Origin of the sequence: Cupriavidus necator A5-1, from assembly GCF_000744095.1 — a bacterium.
GTDB lineage: Bacteria > Pseudomonadota > Gammaproteobacteria > Burkholderiales > Burkholderiaceae > Cupriavidus > Cupriavidus necator_A.
Genome location: NZ_JQLI01000001.1, coordinates 329,783 through 355,859, shown reverse-complemented (window position 1 = coordinate 355,859; position 26,077 = coordinate 329,783). Strand labels below are relative to the sequence as shown.

Below are 26,077 nucleotides of genomic sequence, written 5' to 3'. Positions count from 1 at the left end.
ACTGACTAACCCGTGGCCAGGGCCGGCCAGAGATCGGGAAGCTGAGGCCGTGGGGATCATAGGCAAGCTTCCAGTTGGGCCGCAAACTTTCCCCGTTTTAAAGCACCGCGGCCGGTCTCACTCTGAATCACCATTCTCCGGCCGGACGTCCAGCTCCAGTTCTTGCGTCAATGTTTCGACGCTCGGCAGGCTTTCCTGCAGCTCGGCCGGGAGTTCTGCAACGAACTGGTACTGAGCCACGCCGATCGGATTGCCCATGCCGCGTAGCGCGTATTCCACCACTAGCCGATTGTGCTCCTGGCATAGGAGCAGTCCAATGGTCGGATGGTCCGCCTCGCTTTTCATCTGGGCGTCAACTGCCGACAGATAGAAACTGATTTGACCAGCATACTCGGGTTTAAAGGCGCCAGTCTTCAGTTCGATGACGATATAGCAGCGAAGCTTGAGGTGATAGAACAGTAGATCAAGATAGAAGTCATCGCCTCCAACTTCGAGGTGAACCTGTCGGCCGACATAGGCGAAGCCAGCCCCAAGTTCGAGGAGGAAACGAGTTATATGATCGACGAGCGCTGCCTCCAGGTCTCGTTCGGTCGCGTCGGCACGCAAACTCAAAAAATCGAAGACGTAGGGATCCTTGAGCGTGGCGCGGGCCAAATCGGACTGTGGCGATGGCAACTGAGCAGCGAAGTTATTCGGTGCCTGCGCTGCGCGGTCAATCAACCGGGTTTCGATCTGCGCCAGGAGTACCGCTCGGGACCAGCCATGCGCTAGTGCCTGCTGTGCATACCATGCGCGCTGCTCGACCGATTTGAGTTTCTGTAACAGTACCTGGTTGTGCCCCCAAGGCAATTGTCCAACAAGCTGTTGGACAATTGCCGCATCCGGCCACGCCTCTGCGAAGGCTCGCATCGCCATCAGGTTGGAGCGCGACAGGCCGCTCATATCGGGGAATGCTTGCCGCAAATCCTGCGCTAGGCGATCGATTACTTTGGCCCCCCATCCTTGCCTCGACTGCCGTTCGAGTATTTCCTTGCCGATATCCCAGTACAGGGCGACCAAGGCTTGGTTGACCGCAAGCGCCGCGCGTTGCTGGGTGCGTCCGATTCGGGATTTGAGCGAAGCAAGCCAGTCGACGTAGTCGGCAGGCAGAAGTAGCGAAGCCATGGCAGGACAGCACGAAGACCTATTCGCGCAGTATAGAGCACTTGCTCACAAGACGCCCCAAAAAACACCGCAATGTGCCGCATTAGGTACTTCGATGTCCCAATTTTTGTATTCGCAACTGTGCGGGCCTGCGATTGGCGATAAGGACGCGTTATAGAGACCTATGCCGCGCCATGGTGAGCCGCGGAGCCTGCAACAGCTGCCGGGACGGAGGCTCGACCATGGGTACGACGCGGAAACCTCACGCCGCAATCAGTGAGGATGGTGGTACTGGTAGCGCTAGGCTTGATCGCTATTGTTCGGAGCGCCCAGCGCATCTGAAGCGAGTTCTGCCTCGATAAGCTCGATCGAAGGAAGATCCGGGGTCAGCGGCTGCGGAATCTCCCGCAGCAACTGGTACTCCGCAACACCCATCGGCTTGGCCATCCCGCGCAAGGCGTACTCAGCAACCAAGCGGTTATTTTCCTTGCAGAGCAGCAGGCCAATGGAAGGCCGGTCGTCCTCTGCCTTCACTTGGCCACAGATCGCGGACAGATAGAAATTGAGCTGTCCTGCGTATTCGGGCCGGAACGGTGTGGTCTTTAGTTCCACAACGACATAGCATCGCAGCTTCAGATGATAAAAGAGCAAGTCGATGAAAAACTCATCGCCGCCGACCTCGAGCCGGTATTGTCGGCCGACGAAGGCGAAACCTGCGCCGAGTTCCAACAGGAATCGCGTGATGTGTTGGGTCAGAGCGCGTTCAATATCCCGTTCCCGCGCGTCCTCAGCCAAGCCCAGGAAGTCGAAGATATACCGATCCTTAAGGGCCTCGCGAGCCAGGTCCGAATGTGCCGGTGGCAACCGATCCGCAAAGTTGGTCACGGCCCGGCCCTGGCGCTCATGCAGTCGCATCTCGATCTGCATCACCAAGACATTGCGGGACCAGCCATGGTCAACGGCCTGTGCCGGCATAGCATGCGGGCATTGGCGGAAGCGTGGCCGGGCGGGGAATTTGTGCAGCAGGCTGCTGCACAATTGCCTTGGTTTCACCATACAACCGGAACAGGTAGTTGGTGCGGCTGAGGCCGGCGATCGCCGAGACATGGTTTCAGTTGAAATGAAACTGGATGATTGGCGTTTGCCCCTTCGGCGCCCAGGTACGCACACGCGTGGGGCGTTCGCTGATGCCGGTCTCGTCGATAAAGACAATCAATCGGCCTTCGCGCTGGGCTTTTTTTTAAGCGCAGGCCAAGTGTGGCGCTTCCAGTGGCGCACCGCGTCTTCATCTAGTTCGATTGCGCGACGCTCTGGCTTCTGCGCGCTGAAACCCAACGCCCCAAGAATGCGCCAGACCTGCGTTTGGCTGAACTCGACGCCGTACATTCGCTTGATGAGCGCACTGACGCGCTTGAGTGTCCATAACTCGGTGCCAAAGCCATGCTCAGTCGGACTTTGTAGCAATGCCCGGCGCAATCCGGCCAGTTGCTCCGGCTCCAGCTTGGCTGGGCGGCCCCGACCTGGCACAGCCCGTAGCGCATCAATTCCGCCTTCATCGAGTAGAGCCTTCCACGTGTACACCGTTTGTCGGGCTACCCCCACGGCCAATGCCACCTCGGCTGGCCGCTTGCCCGCCAACAGCATCCGACCAGCTCGCAAGCGCTTCTTCGTTGCATCGTCTAACGGACTCTTCGCCACGGCGCATATCTCCAATCAACCTGTTCGAGATAAATCGCACCAGCCTAGAATCGGTTGTCATGTTTTTTGTAAATCTCAATGGTGCCTCATTGACTCACAACGGGAGTAAGGGAGTCCGCCCCCGCTTTGGCGCGGTCTCCAAGAACGCACGCCGCATACCAGCGTAGACAAAATTGACAACATCGCGCGGCGAGCCACAGGCTGCAGCGGATTTTTGGTGGCAGTTTCAGTTTGTTCGACGCCTGCTGCGTGCTGCCGTCTTTCGCCGTCCCCCATCTGCGAACATCGGCATATCCCGAAGGATGCAGCGCAACAACGTATCGGCTGCCACACCGAGCGGCCGTCCCGCCTTGACCAACAGCCGCGCCTTGGCAGCTTCCAACAAAGGATGCGCGATTGGCAGCGCAACGAGCTCGCCAGCCTCCAGTTCGCGATAGGCCGCGAATGCGCCGATCAGCGTGACGCCGTTGTTGCGCTTGACAAAGTGGCGCAGCACCGCGAGGGAGTTGGTTGTAAGGGTCGGGCGGATGTGAATATTCTCGGCGTAGGCGAGCATCTGCACGACCTGCCCGAGGCCGAAAGCGGGCGGCATCATCGCGAGCGGATACTCGGTGAGTTCGTGCACCTTGACCGATCCGCCCTGCATGGCGAGCGGGTGTCCGGCGTGGACGATCAGAACCACCGGCTGCGACGACGTTGCGATGTACTCAATATCCGGATGTGTCGGTGGATTATAGGCAAGGCCAATATGCGCGCGGCTCTCGGCCACTTCCTGGAGCACGTTGTTGACCGGGAGGATGTCCACGGTCACATCAAGCTTCGGATAGCGCGCGCAGAAATCGGTGAGTACCTCGTCCATCAGGCCGTCGACAAAACCCTCGCTGGTGGCGATGCGCACTTGGCCGTGTTGCAGCCCGCGCAGCGCCTGCAGGCGATCTTCAAACAGTTCCTGCTGGGAGCGGCAGCCGCGCCAGTACTCGAGCAAGTGCGCCGCGGCTTCGGTCGGCCGCACGCCGCGTGCGTGGCGCTCGAACAGCGGGGCGCCGATCTCCTCCTCGAGCAGCCGGATCTGCCGCGTGATGACGGACGGTGACGTGTTGATGCTGTCGGCCGCGCCACGGATGGAGCCGTGCGTTAGTACCTCATGAAAGTAGCGCAAGCGGCGCTGGTTCAGTTCGCGCATGTTGTAATCCCGGTCGACATGTGAAGCGTTGGCTAAAAAGCAACATTAGTCTACTTAAGTTGCTCTTGCTCTGCTTATTCTTCTGCACGACGATCCACCAGTCGACACCGCATCGAAAACATTCGCCCTAAGGGAGAGAGACATGTCCGCCATTCCGCGCCCACAAGACCTTGCCGCGCAAGACAGCCCGGCCCGTCAGGCCCTGTACCGAAAACTGAACTGGCGCCTGTTGCCGTTCCTGTTGCTGTGCTACACGTTCGCTTATCTCGATCGCGTGAATATCGGGTTCGCCAAGCTCCATATGCAAAGCGACCTGGGTTTCTCCGATGCGGTCTACGGACTCGGCGCAGGCATCTTCTTCCTCGGCTACGTCCTGTTCGAGATCCCGAGCAACCTTTTGCTGCCCAGGATCGGGGGGCGCAAGACCATCAGCCGAATCCTGGTGCTGTGGGGCCTGACCTCGGCGGGCATGATGTTCGTCCATGACGAGACCACGTTCTACGCGCTGCGCTTCCTGCTCGGCGTGTTCGAGGCCGGCTTCGCACCCGGCATGATCTTCTACCTGACCTACTGGTACGGCCAGCGGCGCATGGCTGGGGTGATGGCGATCGTCATGCTCGCCGGCCCGATCGGCGGCATCTTCGGATCGCCGCTGTCGACGTGGCTGATGACCGGCCTGTCCGGCGCACACGGCCTGGCCGGCTGGCAGTGGATGTTCGTCGTTGAAGGCCTGCCATGCGTGCTGCTCGGCGTGCTCGCACTCAAGGTGCTGGCTGACAAGCCGGCCGACGCGAAATGGCTGACCGACAGTGAAAAGCGGATGCTCGCCGCCGACCTGCACACGCCCAGCGGCAGTCATCACTCGTTCGGGCAAGTGGCGCGGGACCCGCGCGTGTACCTGCTGGCATTTGCCTACTTCACCATGATCTGCGGCATCTACACCGTGAGTTTCTGGCTGCCGTCGATCCTCAAGGCCGACGGCGTGACCGATACCATGCAGATCGGCTTGTATTCGATGATCCCGTACATCGGCGCCGCGATCGCGATGGTCGTCATCGGCCGCAACTCGGACCGCTGCGGCGAGCGCCGCTTCCACAGCGCGGTGCCCGCGTTGGTCGGCGCGGTCGCGCTGGCTGCGGCGACGCTCGCAAGCGGCAACCTCGCGGTCTCACTGCTCTGCATGACGACCGCCACGGCGATGATGTGGGCGGCTTACACGGTGTTCTGGGCGATTCCGTCGCAGTACTTCAAGGGCGACGCGGCAGCGGGCGGCATCGCGCTGATCAATACGATTGGCCTGATCGGCGGCTTCCTGAGTCCGACCATCATCGGCACGATCCGCACGGCGACGGGCAGCATGGAAGCCGGACTGCTGGTCATGGTCGCCCTGCTTGTCGCGGGCGCCGCGGTGCTCGTGGCGAACCGGCTGCCCGCGCCCCAGCGCGCGTTGGCGAAAGCCTGACGGTGCCGGTCCGCGGGTCCGCAAGCACATCAACACAATTTGCGGCGTTATGCCGCCTGCGCTGACGGCTGTACCGCCGGCGCATCGACCGATTCTTGGAGACACGACCTTGGCAACACGCATTTTGATCGCCGGCTTTCAGCACGAAACGAACACGTTTGCGCCATCGAAGGCCGCTTACGCGAACTTCGAGCGTGGCGAGGGCTTCCCGGCCATGGTGCGCGGCGATGACGTGCTCGCGCTACGCGAAGTCAATATTCCGGCGGGCGGGTTCATCGCCGCGGCCGAAAGGCGTGGCTGGACCCTGCTGCCGGTTATCTGGGCGGGCGCAAGCCCGTCGGCCCATGTCACCGAGGACGCCTTCGAGCGCATTGCCGGCGAGATCGTTGAGGCGGTTCGCATGGGCGGCTTCGAGGCTGTGTACCTCGACCTGCATGGCGCCATGGTCGCCGAGCATACCGACGACGGCGAAGGCACGCTGCTCGAGCGTGTGCGCGCGGCGGCCGGCCCGGTCGTGCCCCTGGTCGCGTCGCTCGACCTGCACGCCAACGTGACCGAGCGGATGCTGCGCGAGGCCGACGCGCTGGTCGCGTATCGTACGTACCCACATGTGGACATGGCCGAGACTGGGGAACGCGCGGCCATGCTGCTCCAGCGCCTGCTCGAGCGGCAGGCAGCGGGCTGCCGTCCGCTGCATTGCGCCGCGCGCCGGTTGCCGTTCCTGATCCCGATCAACGGCATGTGCACGCTGCTCGAACCGTCGCGCGGCATGTACGCGCAGCTCGCGGCGCTGGAGACCGGTGGTGTGGCCTCGCTGTCGTTCGCGCCCGGCTTTCCGGCGGCTGATTTCCCGGAATGCGGTCCGGTGATCTGGGGCTATGGCGACGACGCCGCGTCGGCCGACGCCGCAGTGCAGGCCCTCTACGACAAGATGCTGGCCGATGAAGCCGCGTGGCAGGTGCCGTTCCTGTCGCCCGACGACGCGGTACGCGAGGCAATGCGGCTCTCCGACGGTGCCGGCAAGCCGGTCGTCATCGCCGACACACAGGACAACCCCGGCGCGGGCGGTGATTCGAATACAACGGGCATGCTGCGCGCACTGCTGCGCAATGGCGCAAAGGGCGCCGCGATCGGCTTGATCTGGGATCCGGCGGCTGCGGCTGCGGCCCATTGCGCCGGCGTCGGCGCGTTCATCGAGGTGGCGCTGGGCGGCGTCTGCGGTGTCCCCGGCGACGAACCGCTCCATGCGCGCTTCGAGGTCATGAGCCTGTCCGATGGCGTGTGCCGCTATGACGGCCCGATGATGAACGGCATGCTCGCCGACGTCGGGCCCGTGGCCTGCTTGCGCATCGACGGCGTACTAATCGTGGTGAGTGGCGGCAAGGCGCAGATGCTCGACCGCAATCTCTATCGCATAGGCGGCGTCGAACCGGAAAAGATGAAGATCCTCGTCAACAAGAGTTCGGTACACTTCCGCGCCGACTTCCAGGGCATCGCCCACGCGGTGCTTGTCGCCAAGGCGCCCGGCCCGATGACGGCGGATCCGGCCGATTTGCCGTGGACTCGGCTGGCGCCGGGGATTCGGATGAAGCCGATGGGGAAGGCGTTCTTGGGTTAGGGTTGAGTTCGGGACGGGGTTCTGCTGCGCGGCTGGAATTCGCTCCATGAGTCAATGGCCGGGCCCACGTCCTTGCTGTGCTGGCCCTTGAGCAGCTCGGTTACGTAGCTCACGTACTCCACGTTCTCGATACCGCGCAGCAGCTCGCCGTGCGCATCTGCCAGCACCTTGCCATGCTCGGCCGTGATCTGCGCACAACTCGTCGGCATAGGATTCAAGCAACGTCTTGAATCGGCTCATCACGCGCGCACGCTTGAGCGGCGGCGTACTGCGCCATGCGGGAACGCGGCCTGCGCCGATGCAATGGCGGCTTCCACCGTCGAAGCTTCGGCCATGGCGACGCTGCGTGACGATGCGCCGGTGGCCGGGTCGAAGACCGGCTGAACCCGGGGACCTCCGTCCACCCGCTTGCCATCGATCAGGTGACCGACGTGGTGGTGACGTTATGTTCGTGTTTCATGACTATTGAGATTTACAAAAAACATGACAACCGATTCTTTGCTGGCGCCGCTTAAAAAAAAGCCCGGCGCGAAGGCCGATTGATCGTCTTCATCGACGAATACGGTATCAGCGAACGCCCCACACGGGTGCGGACCTGGGCGTTGAAGGGGCAAACGCCGGTTATCCAGTTCCATTTCAACTGGAACCACGTGTCGGTGATCGCCGGCCTGAGTCGCACCAATTCTCATGACCGCCACCCTGTCAAGCAACAGAATCGATGTGTTCAGCGTATGGGCTGGAAAGGGAATAGCTCTTCGATAGTCGTTCCGCCAGCAGGCAGAACGCGTGGGCGTACACGACGGTTGCTCAAACTCTCATGCGGGTGTTGGATAACCCAGGGTAACGATGCGTCGGACGGCTGCCCCGATCTACCTGCGGAGGTCTGCAACGGCAGACCCAAATCGTGGCTCGGGGGTTCCCTCGTAAACCAGGCCCACGCGTTCTGTCTGCTGGCGGCTCCATGCTAGAAGTTGAATGGAAGTTGTATGCGCAAGTCTCAGCCGCGATTCGCCACAATCGGTGTCGGGATGCGCATGGCGATCGCCCAGGCAAATCCAAGCAGTTTGCGCGCGACGGCGGTTATAGCTACTTGGCTCTTCTTGCCGCGCGCCACCAGATGCCGGTATCGCGCGCACAGGCGCAGTTGCGCTTTCCAGGCGATGTCACGTGCGCACTGTGGCACCGAGTCGGGTATATGCGTCTTCATCCATTGCCCGACCTTGGCGCCTTGCCGATAGCACCACGCGGCTTCATACAGCAGCGCGCGGATAGCGGAATTTCCCTGTTTGGTGATACCCCGCGATCGGACCGTGGTGCCGCTGGAGTGTTCCCCAGGGACCAGGCCAAGGTAAGCCATCAGGTCGCGCGCCGAAGCGAAGCGGCTGAAGTCGCGGACTTCGGCAACGAGGGTGACGGCGATGATGGTGGCAATGCCGCGCAAGGCCTGCAAGGCGGTAACCGTGGGCGCAAGCGCCCAAGCTGGCAAGATCTCCGCAATCTGGGCGTCCAGGTCAGCGCGCCGGGATTCGGCCTGCTCCAAGGCATTGACGTAGCCCTGCAGCGTGATCTGCTGAGTGGGGTGTTCGAACTGCTGAGCGGCGATCCAGAGGCGATGCTGGCGCGACCAGGACTTGCCGACATAGTGACGATCGCGCAGCAGCAGGTAGCTCTGAATGCGTTGCCGCGCCTTGCGCACGTCCCAGCTTGCCGCCTGCCGTGCCCGCACCAGGTCGCGCATGGCCTCGTGCACCGGATCCGGAACCCAGACCGCGACCAGATCGCCCGAGCGCAGCAGGCGGGCAAGGGTCATGGCGTCGCGGTGATCATTCTTGACGCGACCCTTGACGGCAGGCAGTCGCGACGGTGCGACGACGATGCAGCGAATGCCCGCGGCAATAAGCTTGCGATACAGCGTGTAGGCACACGGCCCGGCTTCGTAGGCGCATTCGATCGGTCCGTGACGGATCACAAGACGCCGCAACTGCTCGATGATCGCCGTCGGTTGGTTGGCGAAGTGCCGATGAACCGGACCTCACCATTGGGGCCCGCTTCCGCCACGGCGATGGCGATGGTCGCGCGATGCACATCCATGCCAACGAAGAGTCTGATATCCGACACGATGGCCTCCTGTGCCACTCGGTGGAGCGGCCAGATTACGCCGCCCATGGCAGGCTAGCCGTGGGCGTCGATCGTAGGGGCGGTCATATCAACTACCTGTTTCGGTTGTACCAAGGCAGCGTCAAGAAGGACCAGGTGGTCGAGGTTCTCAAGCCGCTCAAAGCGCACCTCGAGCAGCCGCTGCTGATCATCTGGGATGGTGCCCGACCGCATCGCTCTGCGATGGTCCGCCAATACCTCGATTCCCTCGACGGGCATATCCAAATGACCTTCCTGCCACCGTACTGTCCCGAGCTCAATCCCGTTGAATACCTGTGGGCGTGGCTCAAGCGTCATGCGATCGCGAACTTCTGTCCCAAGAACCCCGACGAGTTGCGCACCACCCGCCCGCAACAAGCTCAAAGGTGCACAACACCGACCCTCGATCATCACTGCCTGCTGGATTCAGGCGAGCTTTTGGTGATGTCATGATTTACGGAAAGATCAATAGGTGGCTCATTGGCCTCACAACGGGAGTCGGAAAACTCGCCCCCGCCTTGGCGCGCTCTCAATTAGACCCGGAAAAACTCCACGCTCTGCCCCGCATTGACCACTCGCCGCAGCCAGTCCGGCAACTCGCCCTGCCCGTCCCAGCTCATTCCCTCGGCCTTGCGGTAGCAGACCGGCGGTGGCGGGGGTGGCGGCGGATCAAAGCATCCCGCTGCTGCCAGTTCTTCCATCGTCAGCCCATAGTCGCCCTGCGACCAAGATTCGCAATTATGTTCTACATAGCATAATTGGAATCCCGGCCACCTCTCTCCAGTTCGTCCGCCTGCCGGCGCTGTGCCTGACCCGCCTCCTCGAGCCGCTGGTTCAATGCACCAACCTGTGCCTCCAGCCGCGCGCGTCCCTCGGCCTGGGCCACCGCCGTGTTCCGCGCTTCGCTGAACAAACATCTCGACCGATCACGTCAAGCGCGCGCTGGCCAAGGCACGCTCAGCGGCGATCGGGACGTTGCGCCCGGGCAGGCCGGCCAGCGCCAGGTAGGTGTCGATACGCGACCAGACGGAATCCCAGGCGAACTCGTTGATCAGCGGCAGGTTGAGGGCCTCGTAGATCGGCACCCAGACCTCTTGCCCTTCTTGCCGGCGCCGTACCGACAGCGCGGGGTTGAACTGATACCAGCCTTGCTCGAATCGTTTGAAAAGCATCCGGTTGTACGCGTAGTCGCGCCCCACTTCATTCCTCGACAACACGCCGGACAAATGCGGGCGCTTGTTGCGCTCCGGCCGCACCACATTGGTAGGCAAGTGCTGCCAGGCCTCCAACAGCGCTTGTGTTTCGAAAGCGCCATGGGGCCGGCGCTGGCGGTGGGTGAAGCGCGACTTGAACAATGCCCACATGGTCTGGAACAAAAAATACTCGGACATATGCCGGTCGATGCGCACCAGCCGCGCTCCCGTATTCACGTCAACGCTGGCGGGCGCCAGCAATTCATAGAACGCCGCGAAAGGTCCGGCGGCGAAGCGGGGGTCGCGAAAGGCTTCCAGCATGGCCCAGTGCAAGGCGTTGCGGCCGTAGTGGTCGACGTTCTCGCGATCCGCGCCACGTTCCAGCAAGGCCTCTACCAGCGGCACATTGCCGGCGGCGGCTGCCGCCATGAGCGGCGTCTGGTTCATCGGCAGACGGTGCTCGATGCCGTGCCGTTCGCATTGCCGAAGGATCTCCTTAAAGTTGCCGGCGAAATACGCCGCAAAGCTCTTGCGGGCCAGACCGCTTCGTTGTCCCGCGAAATGCTGGGCCCCCACGAAGCCAGCTTCCTGCGCGAGCCATGCGGCAAGTCCCGGATCGTCATGGCTGGCGGCGATCTCGTAGAGCTGCTGCTTGGGCTTGACGCCCGGCACCTGCTCCCGGAATACCTTGAGCAGCAATTCCTCCAGCTTGCCCTGGTCGAATACCGGCCATGGCGGCGGCACTTCCTTCAGGATGCTGCGGCGGATGGAGTCGGCCTGCTCCTGCTTGCCCTGCAGTTCGAGCTTTCTCGCTTCCTTCTGCCAGTCTTCGAGCGTGGCCTGACGCGTCTCCACCTTGGCTTGCCCACCCTGCGCTGGTTCGAGCAATGCGAACAGTGGATGTGCGGTATCGGATTCGATCAAGTACAGATTCTTGGTGGCGCGAGTGAGCGCCACGTAGAGCGCGTTGACGAAGAACTTGTATACCTCCAGCGACTTGTCACTCTTGTCCCTGGCGCGGCGGTAGGCGAGCGTGTCCGAGGTGAGGTCTTGTCTGTCGACCCCTTCGGCGATCTCTGCGAACTCACCGCGATGATCGGAGACGAAGCGGTAGAGCACGATGTTCTCGTATTCCAGCCCCTTCGCTTCATGGATGGAAAACAGCAGGGGCGTGGAAAAATGCCTTCTCGCTTCGGCTTTGTCCTCGTCGCGCAACACCAGGATGGCACACTGCGTCGACTGGCGGATGCTCTGGTCGAGCTCTCGTTTGACATTGTCCTTGTCAGGCAGCAGTGTGACCTGGCCGGCTTCACCGCCTACCGCGTCGACAAGGAAGTTGCTCTCGCGATCGATTGAGCCGAAGCGGCGATGTTTGACCTTGAGCAGCGTGTTGGCTACGCGTGTTGCCTCGCTGCCGTTGCGGAAGTTGGCGGTGAGCACGCGCAGCGCCTGCTGCTCGGCGAGCTGCGGGTCATGCCAGAACAGGCTCTTGACCTGGCTCCAGCTGAAGAAATTCGGATGCACGATCTGATTGGAGTCGCCGCACAGGAGGAACTGGCCGGGCTTCCTGAGCGTCTTGAGCACCAACGCCAACTGCACCATGGTCAGGTCCTGGACCTCGTCGATCACGATGAAATCGTAGCTTGCGCTCGCCAGCGGCTGCCAGGCCTGGGCCACCAGGTTGAGGTCATACAGGCCGCTGTCGGTCAGCCACGCGCGATACTTCTCGAACAGGTCATAGATGCGCCCGCGCACGTCCGCGGCGAAGATGGACTGGCGCACCCCTAGGGCCAGATAGGCGTCGCGCTCAAGTACGCCATACGCTGCGGCTGCGATAACACCGCGGATCTCCTCAAAGGCCTGGTGGCCGTCGATATCGCGGAAATTGTGGCGCTGGCGCTCGAACCACTGGGCAAAGTCGCGCCAGCCAGCCTCGCGGCCTGCCGGCATGCGGATCGACTCGACGAACTCGCGGTAGGAGAGGAACTCCGCCTCCTGGGTGGGATGCTCGAAGCCATTGGCGTAATAGAGATCGCGCGCATTGCTTGCCAGATACGCGGAATGCGTGACATACAGGGTCGCGCCTTCCGCCTGCTTGAGCTTTTCCAGGGTCAGCGCGGTCTTGCCGCTGCCTGCAGACCCGACCACGACGAGCGGCGCCGGCTGGCGGTAGACGGCTTCCTGTGTATCGTCGAAGGAGATTGGCTTGTCCAGCAGGTGAATGTCGGTACGTGCGGGATGCAGGTATCGCACAGGCTCGGCCGCAAGCGCCGCTTCGGCCGCATCGATGTCGGGTATCTTGCTTTCGTCAACCTCGGCGCCGCGTAGGAAGCGGCTGTTCCGGTAATCGTGGTTCTCGATCACCTCTAGCATCAGCGCACAAGTCTGACCGTTGTGGCGCACGAGCGAGAATAGGAGGCGGTCGGCGTCGTCCAGGCGGGCACGGTAAAATTTTCCGTGCGTCAGGCTACTGAGCTTCTTGACTTGCGCGGCACGGAAGTCGTCGCGGCCGATGGCTTCGGTGACTTTGCGGTAGGCGCCCTTGACGCGGGAGACGTCGAGGCCAATGTATTCAAGGATCTTCATGAGCGTGCAGATGCGCGGCCGCAGCCTCTATCGTTCAACAGATCCGATATTCTAGTAGAAGGCAGGGACTCTCCCCGTGAGAATCCTCCGCTCGCGCGGCGCCACGCACAATCCTGCCAATAGCTGGTGCGCCAGCGCCGCTACGGCTTCGTCCTGCTCGGCCGGGTGCTGCGCAGCGGCCAGCTCGGGGTGATCGTACCTTTCGTGAGAAAAGAGTCAAGAGTCGCGGCAATTAGCCAGGGGCAAGGCTCCGGGCCTTCCCCTTGCACCGCCAGCGCTGTTGCAACTCTTTGATGCGTAATGATTCTTCGGCTTAAACCGCCAAATTTCGCACGGAAGGTACGATCCCCCCTTCTCTCGTGGCGCCCTCCCTTCACTGAATCCTGTGGCGCATTTGGCTGTGCCCTGCGCGGGCGGAACATCCCGCCAGCGTGGCAAAAGTGAGAAGCACCTGGGACGACATCCTTGGTCTCGTCCGGGCCCCTCCAATGTTTCCTTCGGGCGGCAGCTTCACTGCCAACTTGAGCGCGCACCGGCGTCGCCGGCGCACGCCCGGCATTTCCCCGGAATAGCGAATGGCACGGGCCGGGCCGAGCTCGACGAGCATGCCGAGGGCGTCCACTCATCCCAGATCGACGTGGACCTCAAACGCTCGGACCGCAGCCGCGAAGAAGTGATGGCGGCGATTCGCGCGCAACTGGCAGTGCTGCCGGCATCCGTGGCGATCGGCCAGCCGATCTCGCACCGGCTGGACCACCTGCTTTCCGGCGTACGCGCGCAGATCGCGCTGAAGATATACGGCGACGACCTCGATACCCTGCGCGGCCAGGCAGAGAACGTACGCGGCAGGCTGGCGAGCGTGCCCGGGCTGGTGGATATCACGGTCGAGCGCCAGGTGCTAATTCCGCAGGTCAACGTGTGTCTCGACTACCGCAAGGCGGCGCAGCACGGCATCCCTGCCGGGGAAGCGCTGAAGGCGTTGCAGACGCTGTCGGACGGCACCCGGATCACGCAGGTCATAGAGGGCGTGCGCCGCTACGATCTTGTCGTGCGACTCCCAGACGTGGGCCGCACGCCGCAGGACCTGGCCAGGGTCATGCTCGATTCGCCGCGCGGTCCGGTACCGCTGTCGGCAATCGCCAGCGTGGAGGACGGCGATGGGCCGAACCAGATCGGGGAGAACAGCCGCCGTCGCATCGTCGTCTACGCGAACACGGATGGTGCCGACATGGCACGGGTTATCGGCGACGTTCGGGCGGCGGTCGCGCAAGCCGGGTTGCCGGGCGGATATTTCGTGAATATTGACGGGCAATTCCAGGCCCAGGAACAGGCTACACAACTTATCGTGCTGCTGTCTATGGTGTCGCTCGCCCTGATCTACCTGGTGCTCTATTCGCGCTACCGGTCCGCCATGCTGACGCTGATCATCATGGCGAATATCCCGTTTGCATTGTGCATGCGCGGTCGATTGTCTTCGATCCAGTTGAAGCTATCCAGGCGGGCCTGTCTGACCGCACATCAAGCGCGAGCGCCTGCAATCGGGCCCCCAGGGAAAAAGGACGGCGATGGGCAAGACTGTGGCTATGGGGCCGCTCTTTGCGCTCGTGCTTTACCTGTTGCATGGGTTTCGCTCATCCGCACTGCTGCGACCACACCCGACAGTAAGGTCAGCGCCGCGACCAGCCAGATCCCCGTCGGCACGCCGAACATATCCGCAGTGATACCGGCCAAGAGGGCTCCCACCGCGTAGCCAAGGTCACGCCAGAGCCGGTAGACGCCCACTGCGGAAGCGCGCCAGGAGGGGTGGGCCACGTCGCCGATCGTGGCGAGCAAGGTTGGATAGACCATCGCCGTGCCGATTCCAAGCAAGGCGGCACCCAGACCAAACACGCGGAGTTCTGCTGCTACTGCGGTGACGGCAATCCCCCCTGCCTGCAACCACATCCCCCACACGATCAGCCACTTGCGGCCAATCTTGTCCGATAGAGCGCCGGTGAGAATCTGCAAAGCGCCCCAGATTGCTGGATAGATCGCAGCTAGCACGCCGATTTGCGACAGTGTCATCCCTGCTGCGGCATAGACCAGCGGGAACAGGCCCCAGGCCATGCCGTCGTTCAGGTTGTTGACTAGCCCGGCCTGGCTGACGCTGGAGAGATTGCGATCTGTCAGCGATGTGCGGCGGAAAATCTCGGCTTGGCTGAGCTTGTCCGCAACTGCTTGAGGATGGTGCTCACGCAACTCGTGCACGACGTGATCCCGGGTTTCGCGAACCGCAAGCGCGGAAAGCAGCAGCCCGGCAGCAACGTAGACGACGCCCAGGTAGAAGGGTTCGGGCCTGAGACCGAAGTGGGCGGCGGTCCAACCAGTGGCCAGTGCGCTGGCTGCCACCGCGAAGTACCCGGCAAATTCGTTTAGTCCCATGGCCAGGCCGCGCTGCTTCGGGCCGACCAGGTCGATCTTCATGATGACTGTGGTGGACCACGTCAGCCCCTGGCTCACGCCCAACAAGACATTGGCTCCGACCACCCAATTCCAGTTGGGTGCCCACATCAGAATGAATGGGACCGGTATGGCGACCAGCCATCCGGCCACCAAGACTCGCTTCCGGCCGAAGCGGTCGGAAAAACGCCCGGCAAAGTAGTTTGTCAGTGCCTTGGTGATGCCAAACACAACGATGAAGGAAAGAATCGACGTGCGCGCCGCGATGTGGAAGTCCTGCTCGGCAATGGCCGGCAGGATACTGCGCTCTAGGCCCACCATGGCACCAACAAATGCATTGACGAGGACCAGCAGCGAAAACTGGCCGAGGTTCTCACGCAGCCCGAGGCGGATCCGCGCCGTGTTCATGCCTTAGCGCCCCCAACCCAGATTTGCCTGCACCATGGCTTCCATGTTGGCGGGGTGAGGGGGGATCTCCTTGGTCAGGTATTCGACGAAAGCGGATTTCTCCAAGGTGAGCGCTGCGTTCCAGCGCTTCTCGAAACCAATGGTCGACGCAGGCTTGCCAGACAAGCCGACGCCGCACGCGCTGCCAGCCTGGTGCCCTGGGTAGATCTCGAGATCTGCGGGCAGCGTCAGCAACTTCTGATGCAGGCTGTCGTAAAGCTGGGCGGCCATCTCGCGTTCCATGCCAGCGAGGTCGGGGCGTCCGACGGCCCCCACAAACAGCGTGTCTCCAGTCATCACAAACCATGGCTCGTCGCCTCGGCGCAGGTCGCGCACCAGCAGACAGACGCTGTCGGGTGTGTGCCCGGGAGTGTGCAGGACGTCGACCAGCACATTGCCGGCCTTCAGTCGCTGGCCATCGACCAGCGACGCGAAGTCGAATGCGACCCGTCCCTTGTTGCTTTCGTGCAGGTAATAGGGCGCATCGACCTGACGCGCCAGTGCGGGACCCCCGGAGTAGTGATCGGCGTGTACATGGGTGTCGATCACATGCGCAATCACCACGCCTCCCTTCTTGGCCTCGGCAATGAACCAGGCCTCGTCGCCGGCGACGACGTCGACGGCAACTGCCTTGCCGACACCAGCGCATCCAAAGAAGTATGAAAGCGTGGCGCTTTCTGCGGGGCGTTGCCGGAAGAACATAACTGTCTCCTGTGTCCAAGCGCCTTCATGGGTTGCCCTGAACCTCGATGGGCAACCCGTGGGCCCGCCACTCGGCCACACCATCGGTCAAATGGAAGGCGTGGTAGCCTTTGCTGCGCAGGAGCTCGACGGCGTCTTTGGCCATCAGGCAGAAGGGTCCTCGGCAGTAGGCAACCACAGGCATGTCCTTGGGGATCTCGGCAAGCCGCTTCTTAATCTCGCCCAGCGGTAAGGAGCGAGCATGCGGTAGGTGGGCCGCGGTGAACTCGTCGGCAGGGCGTACATCGAGCACCAGCACCTCCCCTGCCCTTGCCTTCCTCAAGATGGCGACCCGGTCAAATCCTTTAAGGTCATCGCCATGCTCGACGATGGTCGCCAGTGCCACCTGCAATTCGACCAGCCGCTCTTCGGCTGCGGAACGCAAGGTCACCCAGAGGTCGGCCACACCGGTGCTGGCCAGCCGGTACACGACATACTTTCCATCCTTGCGAGTCTCGGCGAGACGGGCCTCGCGGAGTTCCTTGAGATGGGCGCTAGCCAGCTTCACGCTGATTCCCGCTTGGGCAGCCAGTACCTCGACCGTTTTCTCGCCCTGGCACAGGAGCTCGATGAGCTCCAGCCGCTTCGGGCTGGCTACAGCTTTCCCGATCCGGGCGACCTGCTCGTAAAGGTGATTCTTCAACTCTCTCATGCCATCATTCTAGTGAATATTAGAATTATGGCAAGATTTTGCAGCGGAGGGCCCGGTGGGCCCGTGGCAAGCGCAATCGCCGTCGTGGGCAACCGACCTTCGCTCAGCAAGTTGAGCCAAGACAACCTCGTCCAAAGCCAGGCGCGGCAACTCCACTAAGGTTTCGGTCGTCGCAGGCCTCTGGGCGAATGACCATTCGGGTCGTCGTAGTGCCGTTTGGAAGAGTTCCGCGATTGACGCATGAAGGCGACTCGGGAGGAGGAAGTCCTCGTCGAACGCCCGAATGGGAATGAAAGTCGACCATAGCGGTCGCATTTCTCTCTTCGGAATGATTCCGGTGGCGAGAATCGGCGGCCGATGTATCGCCCCAGTTTCCCGAACCCGTTTCCGCTTGGTTTTTGTAAAGCGATCAGGTCTGGTCTGGGACACGCGGAACCTGGATGCTTGGCTCAAGAGCCCTGCGGCGCTGGTGCCGGGTAATGCGATGGGTTTTCCCGGTATTGCCGACGCGCGCACCCGAGCGGATCTGGTTGCTTACCTTGAGGCAGTTTCCACTGGTCGCGTGTCGGCTCCCGATCGGGGCCTGCCGAACTTGAAGGAGTCTGACGCGGCGTCACGAGTCACCGCCATCCGCTATTGCGGCGACGCGTACCGGCTCCACCACTGCCGACCGGAAAACCCACACCTTCTGGGAGTTCAATTTGCGATTCAAATCGGATGGCAGCGCTCAGGGTCCACTTGCTGGCAAGCCTGTGCTGACGGCCGGGTAGGCCGAGAAGTAGTCAGGTGCGGGGCCCAACTTTGATAGCGAGAAGACGTGAGGCAGGCCATTGGCGAGGCCGTCGCAGCGGCAGTGCCGAGGGCACGCTAAGCTGCATGTACCGGCTTCGTCGGTCATGGGCACTGCCTTTGAATGAATGTCGAAATCTCTTCAGGCCTTGCGAACACCACTGCGGCGCGGTCGCCCTACATGCCGCTACCTCCAACACCGCCGTTGGGCCAACGAGCCCCCAACGGCAGAGAAGGGTTGCCAGCAGCCAATGGATCTCCGTGAATGCCCACGCGTGCAAGCCTCCCGGCGAGGCCAGCGATCTCCGGCCATCGCTGGCCGACCTCGAAAGCCGGAGGCATCACCAGGTGCAGCCTTACTTGCGCCGCCGGTCGCCTCCAAGCGGATCAACGATGATCATCGTGCGATCCAGTACCCCCCGGTCATCAAAGTAGACACTGAAGTGAGCCGGCTGATAGCCACTCGCATAGAGCCGGTACGACCAAGCCTCGCGCTTCATGAGCGCGTAGTAGTGAACAGGCTCGCGCGACGTGGCCGAAGCGCTCGGCCACGTCGCGCTTGGTCCAGACCCCCGGCTTTGCCTCGTAGATCTCCTTCTCGGTCAACATCTGGCCGAAGCTGACCGGCTTTCCGTTCGCGTCAAAATCTCCGGCGTAGACCTCATACCCCAGGGGCTGGTGCGAATAGATCCAGCGGCTGGTGCCGTTGGCAAGCTTATAGGTCTCCGTGGGCGCGCCAAAGGTCTCACGCACGGAGCTTGCCGGACTGCCGGTCATTTTCTGTACAGTCTGGAGCGATTGCAGGGACGCACAGGCAGCCAGCGCAACCGCGCTGCCGGCCAGCCATATGGCGAAACGATATTGCACTCCAATGCCGAAAGCCGCAGTTTCTGTCGGCCGGCATTTGATCCAGGCATGATCCACCGGCTACATTCCGGACCCGGCCCCTGCTCCACCGGCGCCTGCGCCACCACCGCCACCCCCGGTGCCTGGCGTAGGCTGGAATCCGGGAGCGCTTCCCGACGAGGCGCCGCCCGTCATGCCCGCCCCCGACCCGGCCGTGGTGACGGAATCGTCCTCGCCTCCACCGCAAGCCGCAAGAAGGAACGCGGCAAGCAATGCCGCAACAATTCGGGTCGACATGATGTTCTCCTGTGTTGCATTGGGGAAAAAAACCCCCTGGTACTGCCCGGCGCTTAAAGGTCCATGCACAAACTCCACCTGGATATTCACGTGCACGGCATCGCTCACAGTGGGGAACCATGCTGACAGCCCAAACTCCCGGCGGCTGACTTCCCCGGCCGCGGAGAAGGCAAGCGTGCCGTCGCGCCTCGGACTTCCGATGGCGCCGCCGGGTGCCACGAGAAGGCTGACCGGGCGCGTAGCGCCGTGGATCGTAAGGTTGCCGAAAAGCCACCCACTGCCTTCCCCGGTCCGTACAAAGCGGGTACTGACAAAGCGGATCTCCGGATAGCGGGCCACATCGAGCATGCCGCCGCCCCGGATGATCAGGGACAGAAAGCGCGGGTGCGCCTCAACGCTTGAAGCATCGATCGTCACCGTCACGCGGCCTGAGTCAAGGCCGGCCTGCGTCCCTTCAAGCTGGGCATGCATGCGGTGAAAGCGCATCTTGATATGCGAGTCCGAGAAGGCGTCGACGTCGAACGTGACGATCGAGCGTAGTGGCTCCAGCACGTACCGATCTGGCCACCCGTCCGCCTCGGCTGGCTGGGCCTGGCAGAGGGCACCCGCCAAGAATGTGAAAGTGGCGAGCACAAGTCTGGCAATCGCGTGTCCGCGAGTGGCAAGGAACCGGTGTGGCGAATCGCGCATGACCCCTCCTTGGCAGAAAAATGATGGTCCATTTGACTAAACGCCTGGGGGCCATGATTTATTCCATTGCGTGCCGCCCAGATGCCGAAGGGTTGCTTGCTACGCTAGCCATCGTCGCCATGTTGCCGGAGGTACCGCCGAAAGGATCGAGGCGGCGGCATGGACCTCCAGCTCAGTCGATGCTGATACAGCCACTGGTGCGCATACGACAGCAATCGGTCCCGATCGGCGCAATGCAGCACTTCGTCACGCAGCGCCCGCACAAGGGCTCGGCGTTGATGCATCGTTATCCAACGAAACCCGAGCGTCTGGCAGGCCAGCAGTTGATGCTCGGAGAGGGTTCGCCCACGCGCGTAGAGCGCCCGCAAGGACGCCAGATCAGGCGTCTTGATACCGAGTTCCGTGCCAAGATGGCGAAGCAGTGCTGGTGGCAGGATGCTGAACGCGTCCAATAGGCAACCGCTCATCCGCAAAAAGCCGATGTGCAGCGCCAGGCCCAGCTTCATCGTTGCGCCGCGCCGTCGCCCGGCCGCGCCGTCGCCCGATTAGTTCGTGCTCGGCGCGGCTGTATGTGAAAAACGGCTGCAATTCGAAACTGCTGAGTTCACGCGGCACCTCGCGCGCGCCCAAAATGGGTGCTCTGCCAGCCTTGCATCTCGTGCACCTTCCGTGCAGTGGGCCAAACACGATACGTCAAGCAAAGGCGAACAGCAAACCTCGAAAAAACAATAACTTACGCTTGAGAACCTGTGCCCCAGCTGGGCTTGCGAACCGTCGTAAATTGCACCGAAATCATGCCAAGGAGATCGTCATTCCGTCGTTGACGCAATAATGCGGTGAGCAGCGTACCGCCGCTCACCGCCCATCCTGCGCGCTGCCCCTATCGCGGTTATTCAGCCACGACATTGGCCGCCTTCGCGACCGCACCCCACTTGTCAGTTTCGCTCTTGATATAGCCGGCAAACTCTTCGGGCTTGCTGGCTACAACTTCCGCACCGAGGGTCGCGAGCTTCTCCTTCACGTCTGGCATGGCCAGCACCTTAACCAGCGCGGCGTTGAGCTGTTTGACAACTTCTGGGGAGGTTCCTGCCGGGGCAACAATACCACCCCAGGAGGAGGCATCAAAGCCCTGCAACACCGTCTCACTAATGGTTGGCGCACTCGGAAATGCCGGCACGCGCTTCTTGCTGGCCACGGCAATCAGCCTAAGCTTGCCCCCCGTAATGTACGGACGCGCGGCAACCGCCGTGGTGAACATCATTGATACCTGACCGGCCATCACGTCGGTCATCGCCGGGCCGTCCCCCTTATACGGTACATGCATCATGTCGAGCTTCAGGCCCGACTTGAACATTTCACCAACGAGGTGGTTTGACGAACCATTGCCGGCGGAGGCAAAAGTGTATTTCCCGGGGTTGGCCTTGACTTCAGCCACGAGGCCTTTGATGTCCGTCGCTTTGACCTTCGGGCCGGCAACCAGCACGATCGGCACCGTGGTGGTCTGGCCGATCGGCGCAAAGCTCTTGTTGACGTCGTAGTTCAGGTGCGGATAGATGGTCTGGCTGATTGCGTTCGGACCGACGTTCGCCATCAGCAGCGTGTAGCCGTCCGCCGGCGATTTCGCCACCATTTCCGCAGCGATGTTGCCGTTGGCGCCAGGCCGGTTTTCCACCACGAAGGTGCCGCCGGTGACTTCCTTGAGCTTTTCGCTCAGCACACGTGCCGTGGTATCGGATGCGCCGCCGGGCGGATACGGCACAACGATGCGTACCGGCTTGTCCGGGTACGCTGCCGCGGCCATGCCGGACGCCAGCGTTGCCGCAACGATGGCCGTGCGCCAGGTGATTTTGATGATTGCTTTCATGTCTCCTCCAGATAATCTTCAACGGGGATGGATCGGGATCAGTACGGCACCGCGAGCCAGCGGCTTTACTGTCTTGCTATAGATGTTCAGCCAGCCCTGCTCCGTGGCGCCCAGGATCGGCGCCGCTCGGGCTTGCCGCGCGGCCAGCTCGCGCTCGTCGACAAGCAGGTTGATCTGCCGGCCGGGAATATCGATTTCGATGTCGTCGCCATCCTGAACCAGCGCGAGCGGCCCTCCCGCGGCGGCTTCCGGGCAGACCTGACCGACGGCCACGCCGCGATTGAGGCCCGACAACTGACCATCGGTCACGACCGCCACCTTGCCGTTGAATCCCGCGCCTTCCACCGCTGCCACGAACGACGAGGCCAGCGCCACGCCCGGCCCGCCAATCGGGCCCATGCCGCGCAGGCATGCCACGGTGCCGGCCGTGATCCTGCCATCCGCCAGCGCAGCAATGGCCTCCTCCTGCGAGTGGAACACCATGGCCTTGCCACGGAAGCGCTCCGCCTTTTCGCCAGCATTGCCAAGTTTCAGGATACTGCCCTCGGGCGCCAGCGATCCCTTCAGGATGACCAGCGATGGCTTGGTCGAAATGGGATCTTCAAGCGTACGCAGGATGGATGGCGACGGCGCTTCATAGTCGTCCAGAATCGCATTCCAGGTTTTGCCGGACACCGTCAGGCAATCCTGCTCGATCATCGGCGCCAAGCGCTTGATTGTGGCCAGCGTGCCACCCGCCGCTTCCAGCTCTTCCGTGCGATGGGGACCATTCGGCTTGACGGTGGCCAGCAGCGGCACTTCACGGCCAAGGCGCTCGAACAGGTCGTAGAGATCGACATCGGTGCCCGCCTCCTCGGCAACGCCCTGCAGATGGCGCAGAACGTTGATCGACGTGGAAAGCGCAAGCGCCACCCTGACGGCATTGCGGAACGCCGCCGGCGTCAGGATGCTGCGCGGCGTCAGGCCTGCATTGACCATTTCGACGATGCGCGCCCCCGCCGCCCTGGCCTGCTCCACCATCGCCGGAGAACTCGCCAGCACCGGGCTCGCGCCCGGCAGTGTCAGGCCCAGCGCCTCGCAGACGATGTGCATCGAGTTGGCCGTGCCCAACCCGGCGCAAACGCCCGGGCTACGCACCGCGCGCTTGCACATGCCGTCGAGATCCTCGAACGAGAGTTGCCCGGTCACATGCATGCCGACCTTCTCGAACACGTCCTCGATATCGACATGCTCGCCCTTGTATTGGCCGCTGGCCTGGTAGCCGCAGATCACGACGATCGTCGGAATGTCCAGCCGCGCCGCCGCCATCATCTGACCGGGGGTGGTTTTGTCGCACGACGCCAGGCAAACCATGCCGTCAAGCTGCGCACCCTCGACCTGCACTTCGATGTCGTTGACGATCAGGTCGCGCGACGGCAGGATGTAGCGCCCCTGCTTGCCCGCACTGGTGATGAAGTCGCTCGGCGCAGCGGTGCGCACTTCGAACGGCACGCCACCGGCCGCGCGGATCGCCGCCTTCACCTGCGCCGCCACCCCATCGAGGTGGCTGAAACAGCTCGACAATTCCGACGACGTGTTGACTACGGCAATTTTCGGCTTCTCCATATCCGCATCGCTGAGGCCAAGCGCCTGCCATTGCGCCTTGCGCAGCGCCCAGCGCGTAGTGCCGGGGACGAAGTTGCTACGATATTTCTGCGAAGTCATTGCGCGTCTCCAAGGAATGCGCCGTTGCGGGCCAGGGCCTGCTGGATGTCAGTGGCGGGAACGCTGTGCACGCTGCATTGCCGCGTCACGGCGGCTGCAGCGGCATGGCCCGCCGCCTCGCCCATCGCAAAGCACTGCGCGGTGACGCGGATCGACGCCTGCGCACCATGCGTGGCCGATGCGCAGCGGCCCGCCACCATCAGGTTGTCGAAGCCGGGGAGCGTCAGCGAGCGCAGCGGAATCTGGAAGTACGTGCCTGGCTGCAACCAGATCCATTTGGTTGCACGGCCCGCCGCGTGGTCTTCCATTGGCCAGGCGCAGCAGGCGATAGCGTCGGAGAACCGCGCACCTTCGAGCACGTCCTGATCGGTCAGGACATAGCTGCCGACAGTGCGCCGACTCTCGCGCACGCCGATCACGGCGCCGGTATCCATCACGAACGCTGATTCGAAACCCGGTACGAATTTGCGGAAGGCCTGCAGATACAGGCAAACCTGTTCCCGCCCGGCCAGCTCCGCCCGCGACATCACGCTGACGTCGAACGGGTTCGGCGACTTGCCATCCACCGCGACCTTCGTGATATTCAGATGCGCCAGACCCGGCCGTTCGGCGAACACGCCGCCGGCCGTTCTGGGCAGGTCGTAGCCGTCTTCCACGGCGCGTTCCAGACGCTCGCGCAGCGCCGCCCGGCTCAGGTTGCCGAGCGCCGTGGTATCGACACCGCCAAAGCGCACCATCGTGGTCGGGAACTGCAGGTCACCCGTGGAAATTTCGAACGGTGCGCCGGCGAACTTCACCACGTCCGCATCGCCCGAGCAGTCCACGAATGCCTTCGCGCGGATCGCCAGCCGACCTTGCTTGGTTTCGATGAGCACGGCATCGACGTCCTCGCCGTCCATGGCGACACCCACGACCATCGCGTGAAACAGCACCTCGACCTTGGCGTCCTGGATGAGCTGGTCGAGCACGACCTTCATCGCGAAAAGGTCATAGGGCAACGAGGCCGTCTCGAGCCACCGCGTTGGCTCGCCTACCCCGTCGAGAGCTCGCAGTCGTTCGATGACCTCGTTGCAGAACCCGCCGACGATCTGGCGGACTTCCGACTCGGTGACCGCATAAAGACCGCAGATGCTGCCCAGGCTGACCGAAGTCAAAGTGCCGCCGAGGAATCCCTCGCGTTCCAGCAGCAGCACCTTCGCACCGGCACGCGCTGCCGCGATGGCGGCCGCCACGCCGGCGGCGCCCCCGCCCACCACGCAGATGTCCGCCGTCCGGATCACCGGCGTCGAGCGCGGTGGCTCGGCAACGGCCCCAGATGAATACGTAGTCATTTTGTCTCCAAAAATTTGCGGTGGGCACACTCACGCAGGCCGAACCGCATCAGCACGAAATGGTTACGTAGTCATTATATGCGCATTCTTTGCGGGTTCAACCTCAAGATGTTGTGCGACGCAGCACGAGATCATTCGGGAGCACGAACGTATGCGGAGTCAGCATGGGGTCGGCCATGCGGCGCTCAAGCCGCTCAACGACCTGCTCCACCATCGCCGGCAGCGGTTGCTGAACGGTGCTCAGGCCAATACATTCCCATCTGGCCATCGGAATATCGTCATAGCCCACGATCCACATGTCATCGGGCACCGAACGCCCGCAGCGCTTTGCGGCATCTAGTGCGCCGATTGCGACGATGTCATTGGTGCAGAAGACGCTGTCAACTTCGGGGCTGTCGGTTAGCAACGTCTGCATGGCGCGGAAACCGAATTCATAGCCGAAGTCCGCCGCGTCAGCACGAGTGAAAGCCGGGCCAAGTGCCACATCCCCGAGCCCTTCCATGAACCCCCTTTCGCGTTCGCGAATCGTGCTTGCTCTCGAACTCTTGCTCGATTTTGCGGAAATCAATCCAATATGCTTGCGGCCCGCGCTCAGGAAATACTCCGCGACGCGTCTGCCGCCGGCGTAGTTGTCGCTGACGATCGTATCGAAAAGGTTGGTTCCGACGGATCGGTTGATCAGAATGATCGGCTTCTCTGCCGCCACCCTGGTCAGCAGCTCCCTGGATTCATCGAGCGCGGCGGCAAAAATCACGCCGTCCGTCGCACTCTCCGCCAGCGCGCGCACTGTTGCATCGTCCATCACGCCGTCCAGTTCCCAGACCGTCGTTCGGAAGCCGTGGCTCGCGAGGCGCTCCACCAATAGCTGAAGCAGCAACGGGTAGAGCGGATTCGAGAGGCTTGCGACGACGACAGCAACCGTGCCACTGCGCCTGGTTTTCATCTGGCGAGCTGCGGCACTGGGGGAGTATTCATGATCCTGTATGACCTTGAGAACCCGAGCCCTTGTTTCCGGTTTTACTGACGGCAGATCTTGAAGAACACGGGAAACGGTGGTCTGGGACACTCCGGCCAGGCGGGCAATGTCGATACTGGTAAGCCTCTTGCTCATGGTGCTGTCAGAATCAGCGGCGCGTTGTAGGGGATGCGCCCCAATTCTAAACGAACACTTCTGAATGGGCTGTGGCGGCCGGTGCCCCCATGGAAGACCGGCACTTCAGGCCGAGTTAGCGTGCATGACGACCTTGCCAAAGGGCGT

General features: G+C 62.4%; 13 protein-coding genes and 10 pseudogenes. 5 read left to right on the top strand and 18 right to left on the bottom strand.

Annotated features, from left to right (window positions below; all coding sequences use genetic code 11):
- Window positions 1–117: 117 nt before the first annotated feature.
- From K307_RS01740 to K307_RS01725, 4 genes and pseudogenes are all read right to left on the bottom strand, one after another.
- Complete coding sequence (locus K307_RS01740) at window positions 118–1,164, bottom strand: PDDEXK nuclease domain-containing protein (protein ID WP_042875936.1); 1,047 nt, start codon at window positions 1,162–1,164, stop codon at window positions 118–120.
- A gap of 279 nt (window positions 1,165–1,443) precedes the next feature.
- Window positions 1,444–2,112: pseudogene (locus tag K307_RS01735) on the bottom strand (PDDEXK nuclease domain-containing protein); the annotation flags it as partial.
- 145 nt (window positions 2,113–2,257) lie between these two features.
- Window positions 2,258–2,787: pseudogene (locus K307_RS01730) on the bottom strand (IS630 family transposase); the annotation flags it as partial.
- Between the two features lie 280 nt (window positions 2,788–3,067).
- The gene (locus K307_RS01725; RefSeq protein WP_042875935.1) at window positions 3,068–4,024 is read right to left on the bottom strand and encodes a LysR family transcriptional regulator; all 957 of its coding nucleotides are present in this window, start codon (window positions 4,022–4,024) and stop codon (window positions 3,068–3,070) included.
- A 142-nt stretch (window positions 4,025–4,166) separates the two neighbouring features.
- Between K307_RS01725 and K307_RS01720 the strand changes: the two genes are divergently transcribed.
- On the top strand, window positions 4,167–5,486 hold the full coding sequence (locus tag K307_RS01720) for an MFS transporter (protein WP_042875933.1): 1,320 nt from the start codon (window positions 4,167–4,169) through the stop codon (window positions 5,484–5,486).
- A 109-nt stretch (window positions 5,487–5,595) separates the two neighbouring features.
- Window positions 5,596–7,104 (top strand): M81 family metallopeptidase, encoded by a 1,509-nt coding sequence (locus K307_RS01715; protein WP_042875932.1) that lies wholly within the window; start codon window positions 5,596–5,598, stop codon window positions 7,102–7,104.
- A gap of 32 nt (window positions 7,105–7,136) precedes the next feature.
- Here the strand turns inward: K307_RS01715 and K307_RS45175 are convergent.
- Window positions 7,137–7,564: pseudogene (locus K307_RS45175) on the bottom strand (aldehyde dehydrogenase family protein); the annotation flags it as partial.
- A 55-nt stretch (window positions 7,565–7,619) separates the two neighbouring features.
- On the opposite strand from K307_RS45175, the pseudogene K307_RS47255 reads away from it, so the two are divergent.
- Window positions 7,620–7,787: pseudogene (locus K307_RS47255) on the top strand (IS630 family transposase); the annotation flags it as partial.
- Window positions 7,788–8,101: 314 nt separating this feature from the next.
- Here the strand turns inward: K307_RS47255 and K307_RS01705 are convergent.
- Window positions 8,102–9,270: pseudogene (locus K307_RS01705) on the bottom strand (IS110 family transposase).
- Window positions 9,271–9,312: 42 nt separating this feature from the next.
- On the opposite strand from K307_RS01705, the pseudogene K307_RS01700 reads away from it, so the two are divergent.
- Window positions 9,313–9,685 (top strand): annotated as a pseudogene (locus K307_RS01700) (transposase); the annotation flags it as partial.
- An 88-nt stretch (window positions 9,686–9,773) separates the two neighbouring features.
- On the opposite strand, the pseudogene K307_RS01695 reads toward K307_RS01700, so the two are convergent.
- Window positions 9,774–9,956: pseudogene (locus K307_RS01695) on the bottom strand (H-NS histone family protein); the annotation flags it as partial.
- A 210-nt stretch (window positions 9,957–10,166) separates the two neighbouring features.
- A complete protein-coding gene (locus K307_RS01690) occupies window positions 10,167–13,019 on the bottom strand; it encodes an ankyrin repeat domain-containing protein (RefSeq protein WP_042875929.1) in 2,853 nt (950 codons plus the stop codon).
- Window positions 13,020–13,587: 568 nt separating this feature from the next.
- Here K307_RS01690 and K307_RS45170 point away from each other — a divergent pair.
- Window positions 13,588–14,472: pseudogene (locus tag K307_RS45170) on the top strand (efflux RND transporter permease subunit); the annotation flags it as partial.
- A 128-nt stretch (window positions 14,473–14,600) separates the two neighbouring features.
- Here K307_RS45170 and K307_RS01680 read toward each other — a convergent pair.
- From K307_RS01680 to K307_RS01635, 10 genes and pseudogenes are all read right to left on the bottom strand, one after another.
- Window positions 14,601–15,866, bottom strand: a complete 1,266-nt coding sequence (locus K307_RS01680; RefSeq protein ID WP_042875926.1) for an MFS transporter — start codon at window positions 15,864–15,866, stop codon at window positions 14,601–14,603.
- Between the two features lie 3 nt (window positions 15,867–15,869).
- The gene (locus tag K307_RS01675) at window positions 15,870–16,607 is read right to left on the bottom strand and encodes an MBL fold metallo-hydrolase (protein WP_042875924.1); all 738 of its coding nucleotides are present in this window, start codon (window positions 16,605–16,607) and stop codon (window positions 15,870–15,872) included.
- 25 nt (window positions 16,608–16,632) lie between these two features.
- Window positions 16,633–17,298 carry an ArsR/SmtB family transcription factor gene (locus K307_RS01670; RefSeq protein WP_042875922.1) on the bottom strand — a complete coding sequence of 222 codons (666 nt, stop codon included), beginning with the start codon at window positions 17,296–17,298 and terminating at the stop codon, window positions 16,633–16,635.
- A 1,145-nt stretch (window positions 17,299–18,443) separates the two neighbouring features.
- A pseudogene (locus tag K307_RS01665) lies at window positions 18,444–18,954 on the bottom strand (hypothetical protein).
- A 60-nt stretch (window positions 18,955–19,014) separates the two neighbouring features.
- Window positions 19,015–19,920: a YceI family protein gene (locus K307_RS01660; protein WP_230625406.1), complete on the bottom strand. Its 906-nt coding sequence runs from the start codon at window positions 19,918–19,920 to the stop codon at window positions 19,015–19,017.
- A 102-nt stretch (window positions 19,921–20,022) separates the two neighbouring features.
- Window positions 20,023–20,575 (bottom strand): annotated as a pseudogene (locus tag K307_RS45155) (DUF4158 domain-containing protein); the annotation flags it as partial.
- A gap of 234 nt (window positions 20,576–20,809) precedes the next feature.
- Complete coding sequence (locus K307_RS01650) at window positions 20,810–21,784, bottom strand: Bug family tripartite tricarboxylate transporter substrate binding protein (protein WP_042875918.1); 975 nt, start codon at window positions 21,782–21,784, stop codon at window positions 20,810–20,812.
- A gap of 18 nt (window positions 21,785–21,802) precedes the next feature.
- The gene (locus K307_RS01645; protein WP_042875916.1) at window positions 21,803–23,488 is read right to left on the bottom strand and encodes a dihydroxy-acid dehydratase; all 1,686 of its coding nucleotides are present in this window, start codon (window positions 23,486–23,488) and stop codon (window positions 21,803–21,805) included.
- Entirely contained in the window at window positions 23,485–24,819 is a 1,335-nt protein-coding gene (locus tag K307_RS01640; protein WP_042875914.1) for an FAD-dependent oxidoreductase, read from the bottom strand. Before K307_RS01640 ends, K307_RS01645 begins: the two co-directional genes overlap by 4 nt.
- A 103-nt stretch (window positions 24,820–24,922) precedes the next feature.
- Window positions 24,923–25,930 carry a LacI family DNA-binding transcriptional regulator gene (locus K307_RS01635; RefSeq protein ID WP_042875913.1) on the bottom strand — a complete coding sequence of 336 codons (1,008 nt, stop codon included), beginning with the start codon at window positions 25,928–25,930 and terminating at the stop codon, window positions 24,923–24,925.
- Window positions 25,931–26,077 lie beyond the last annotated feature (147 nt).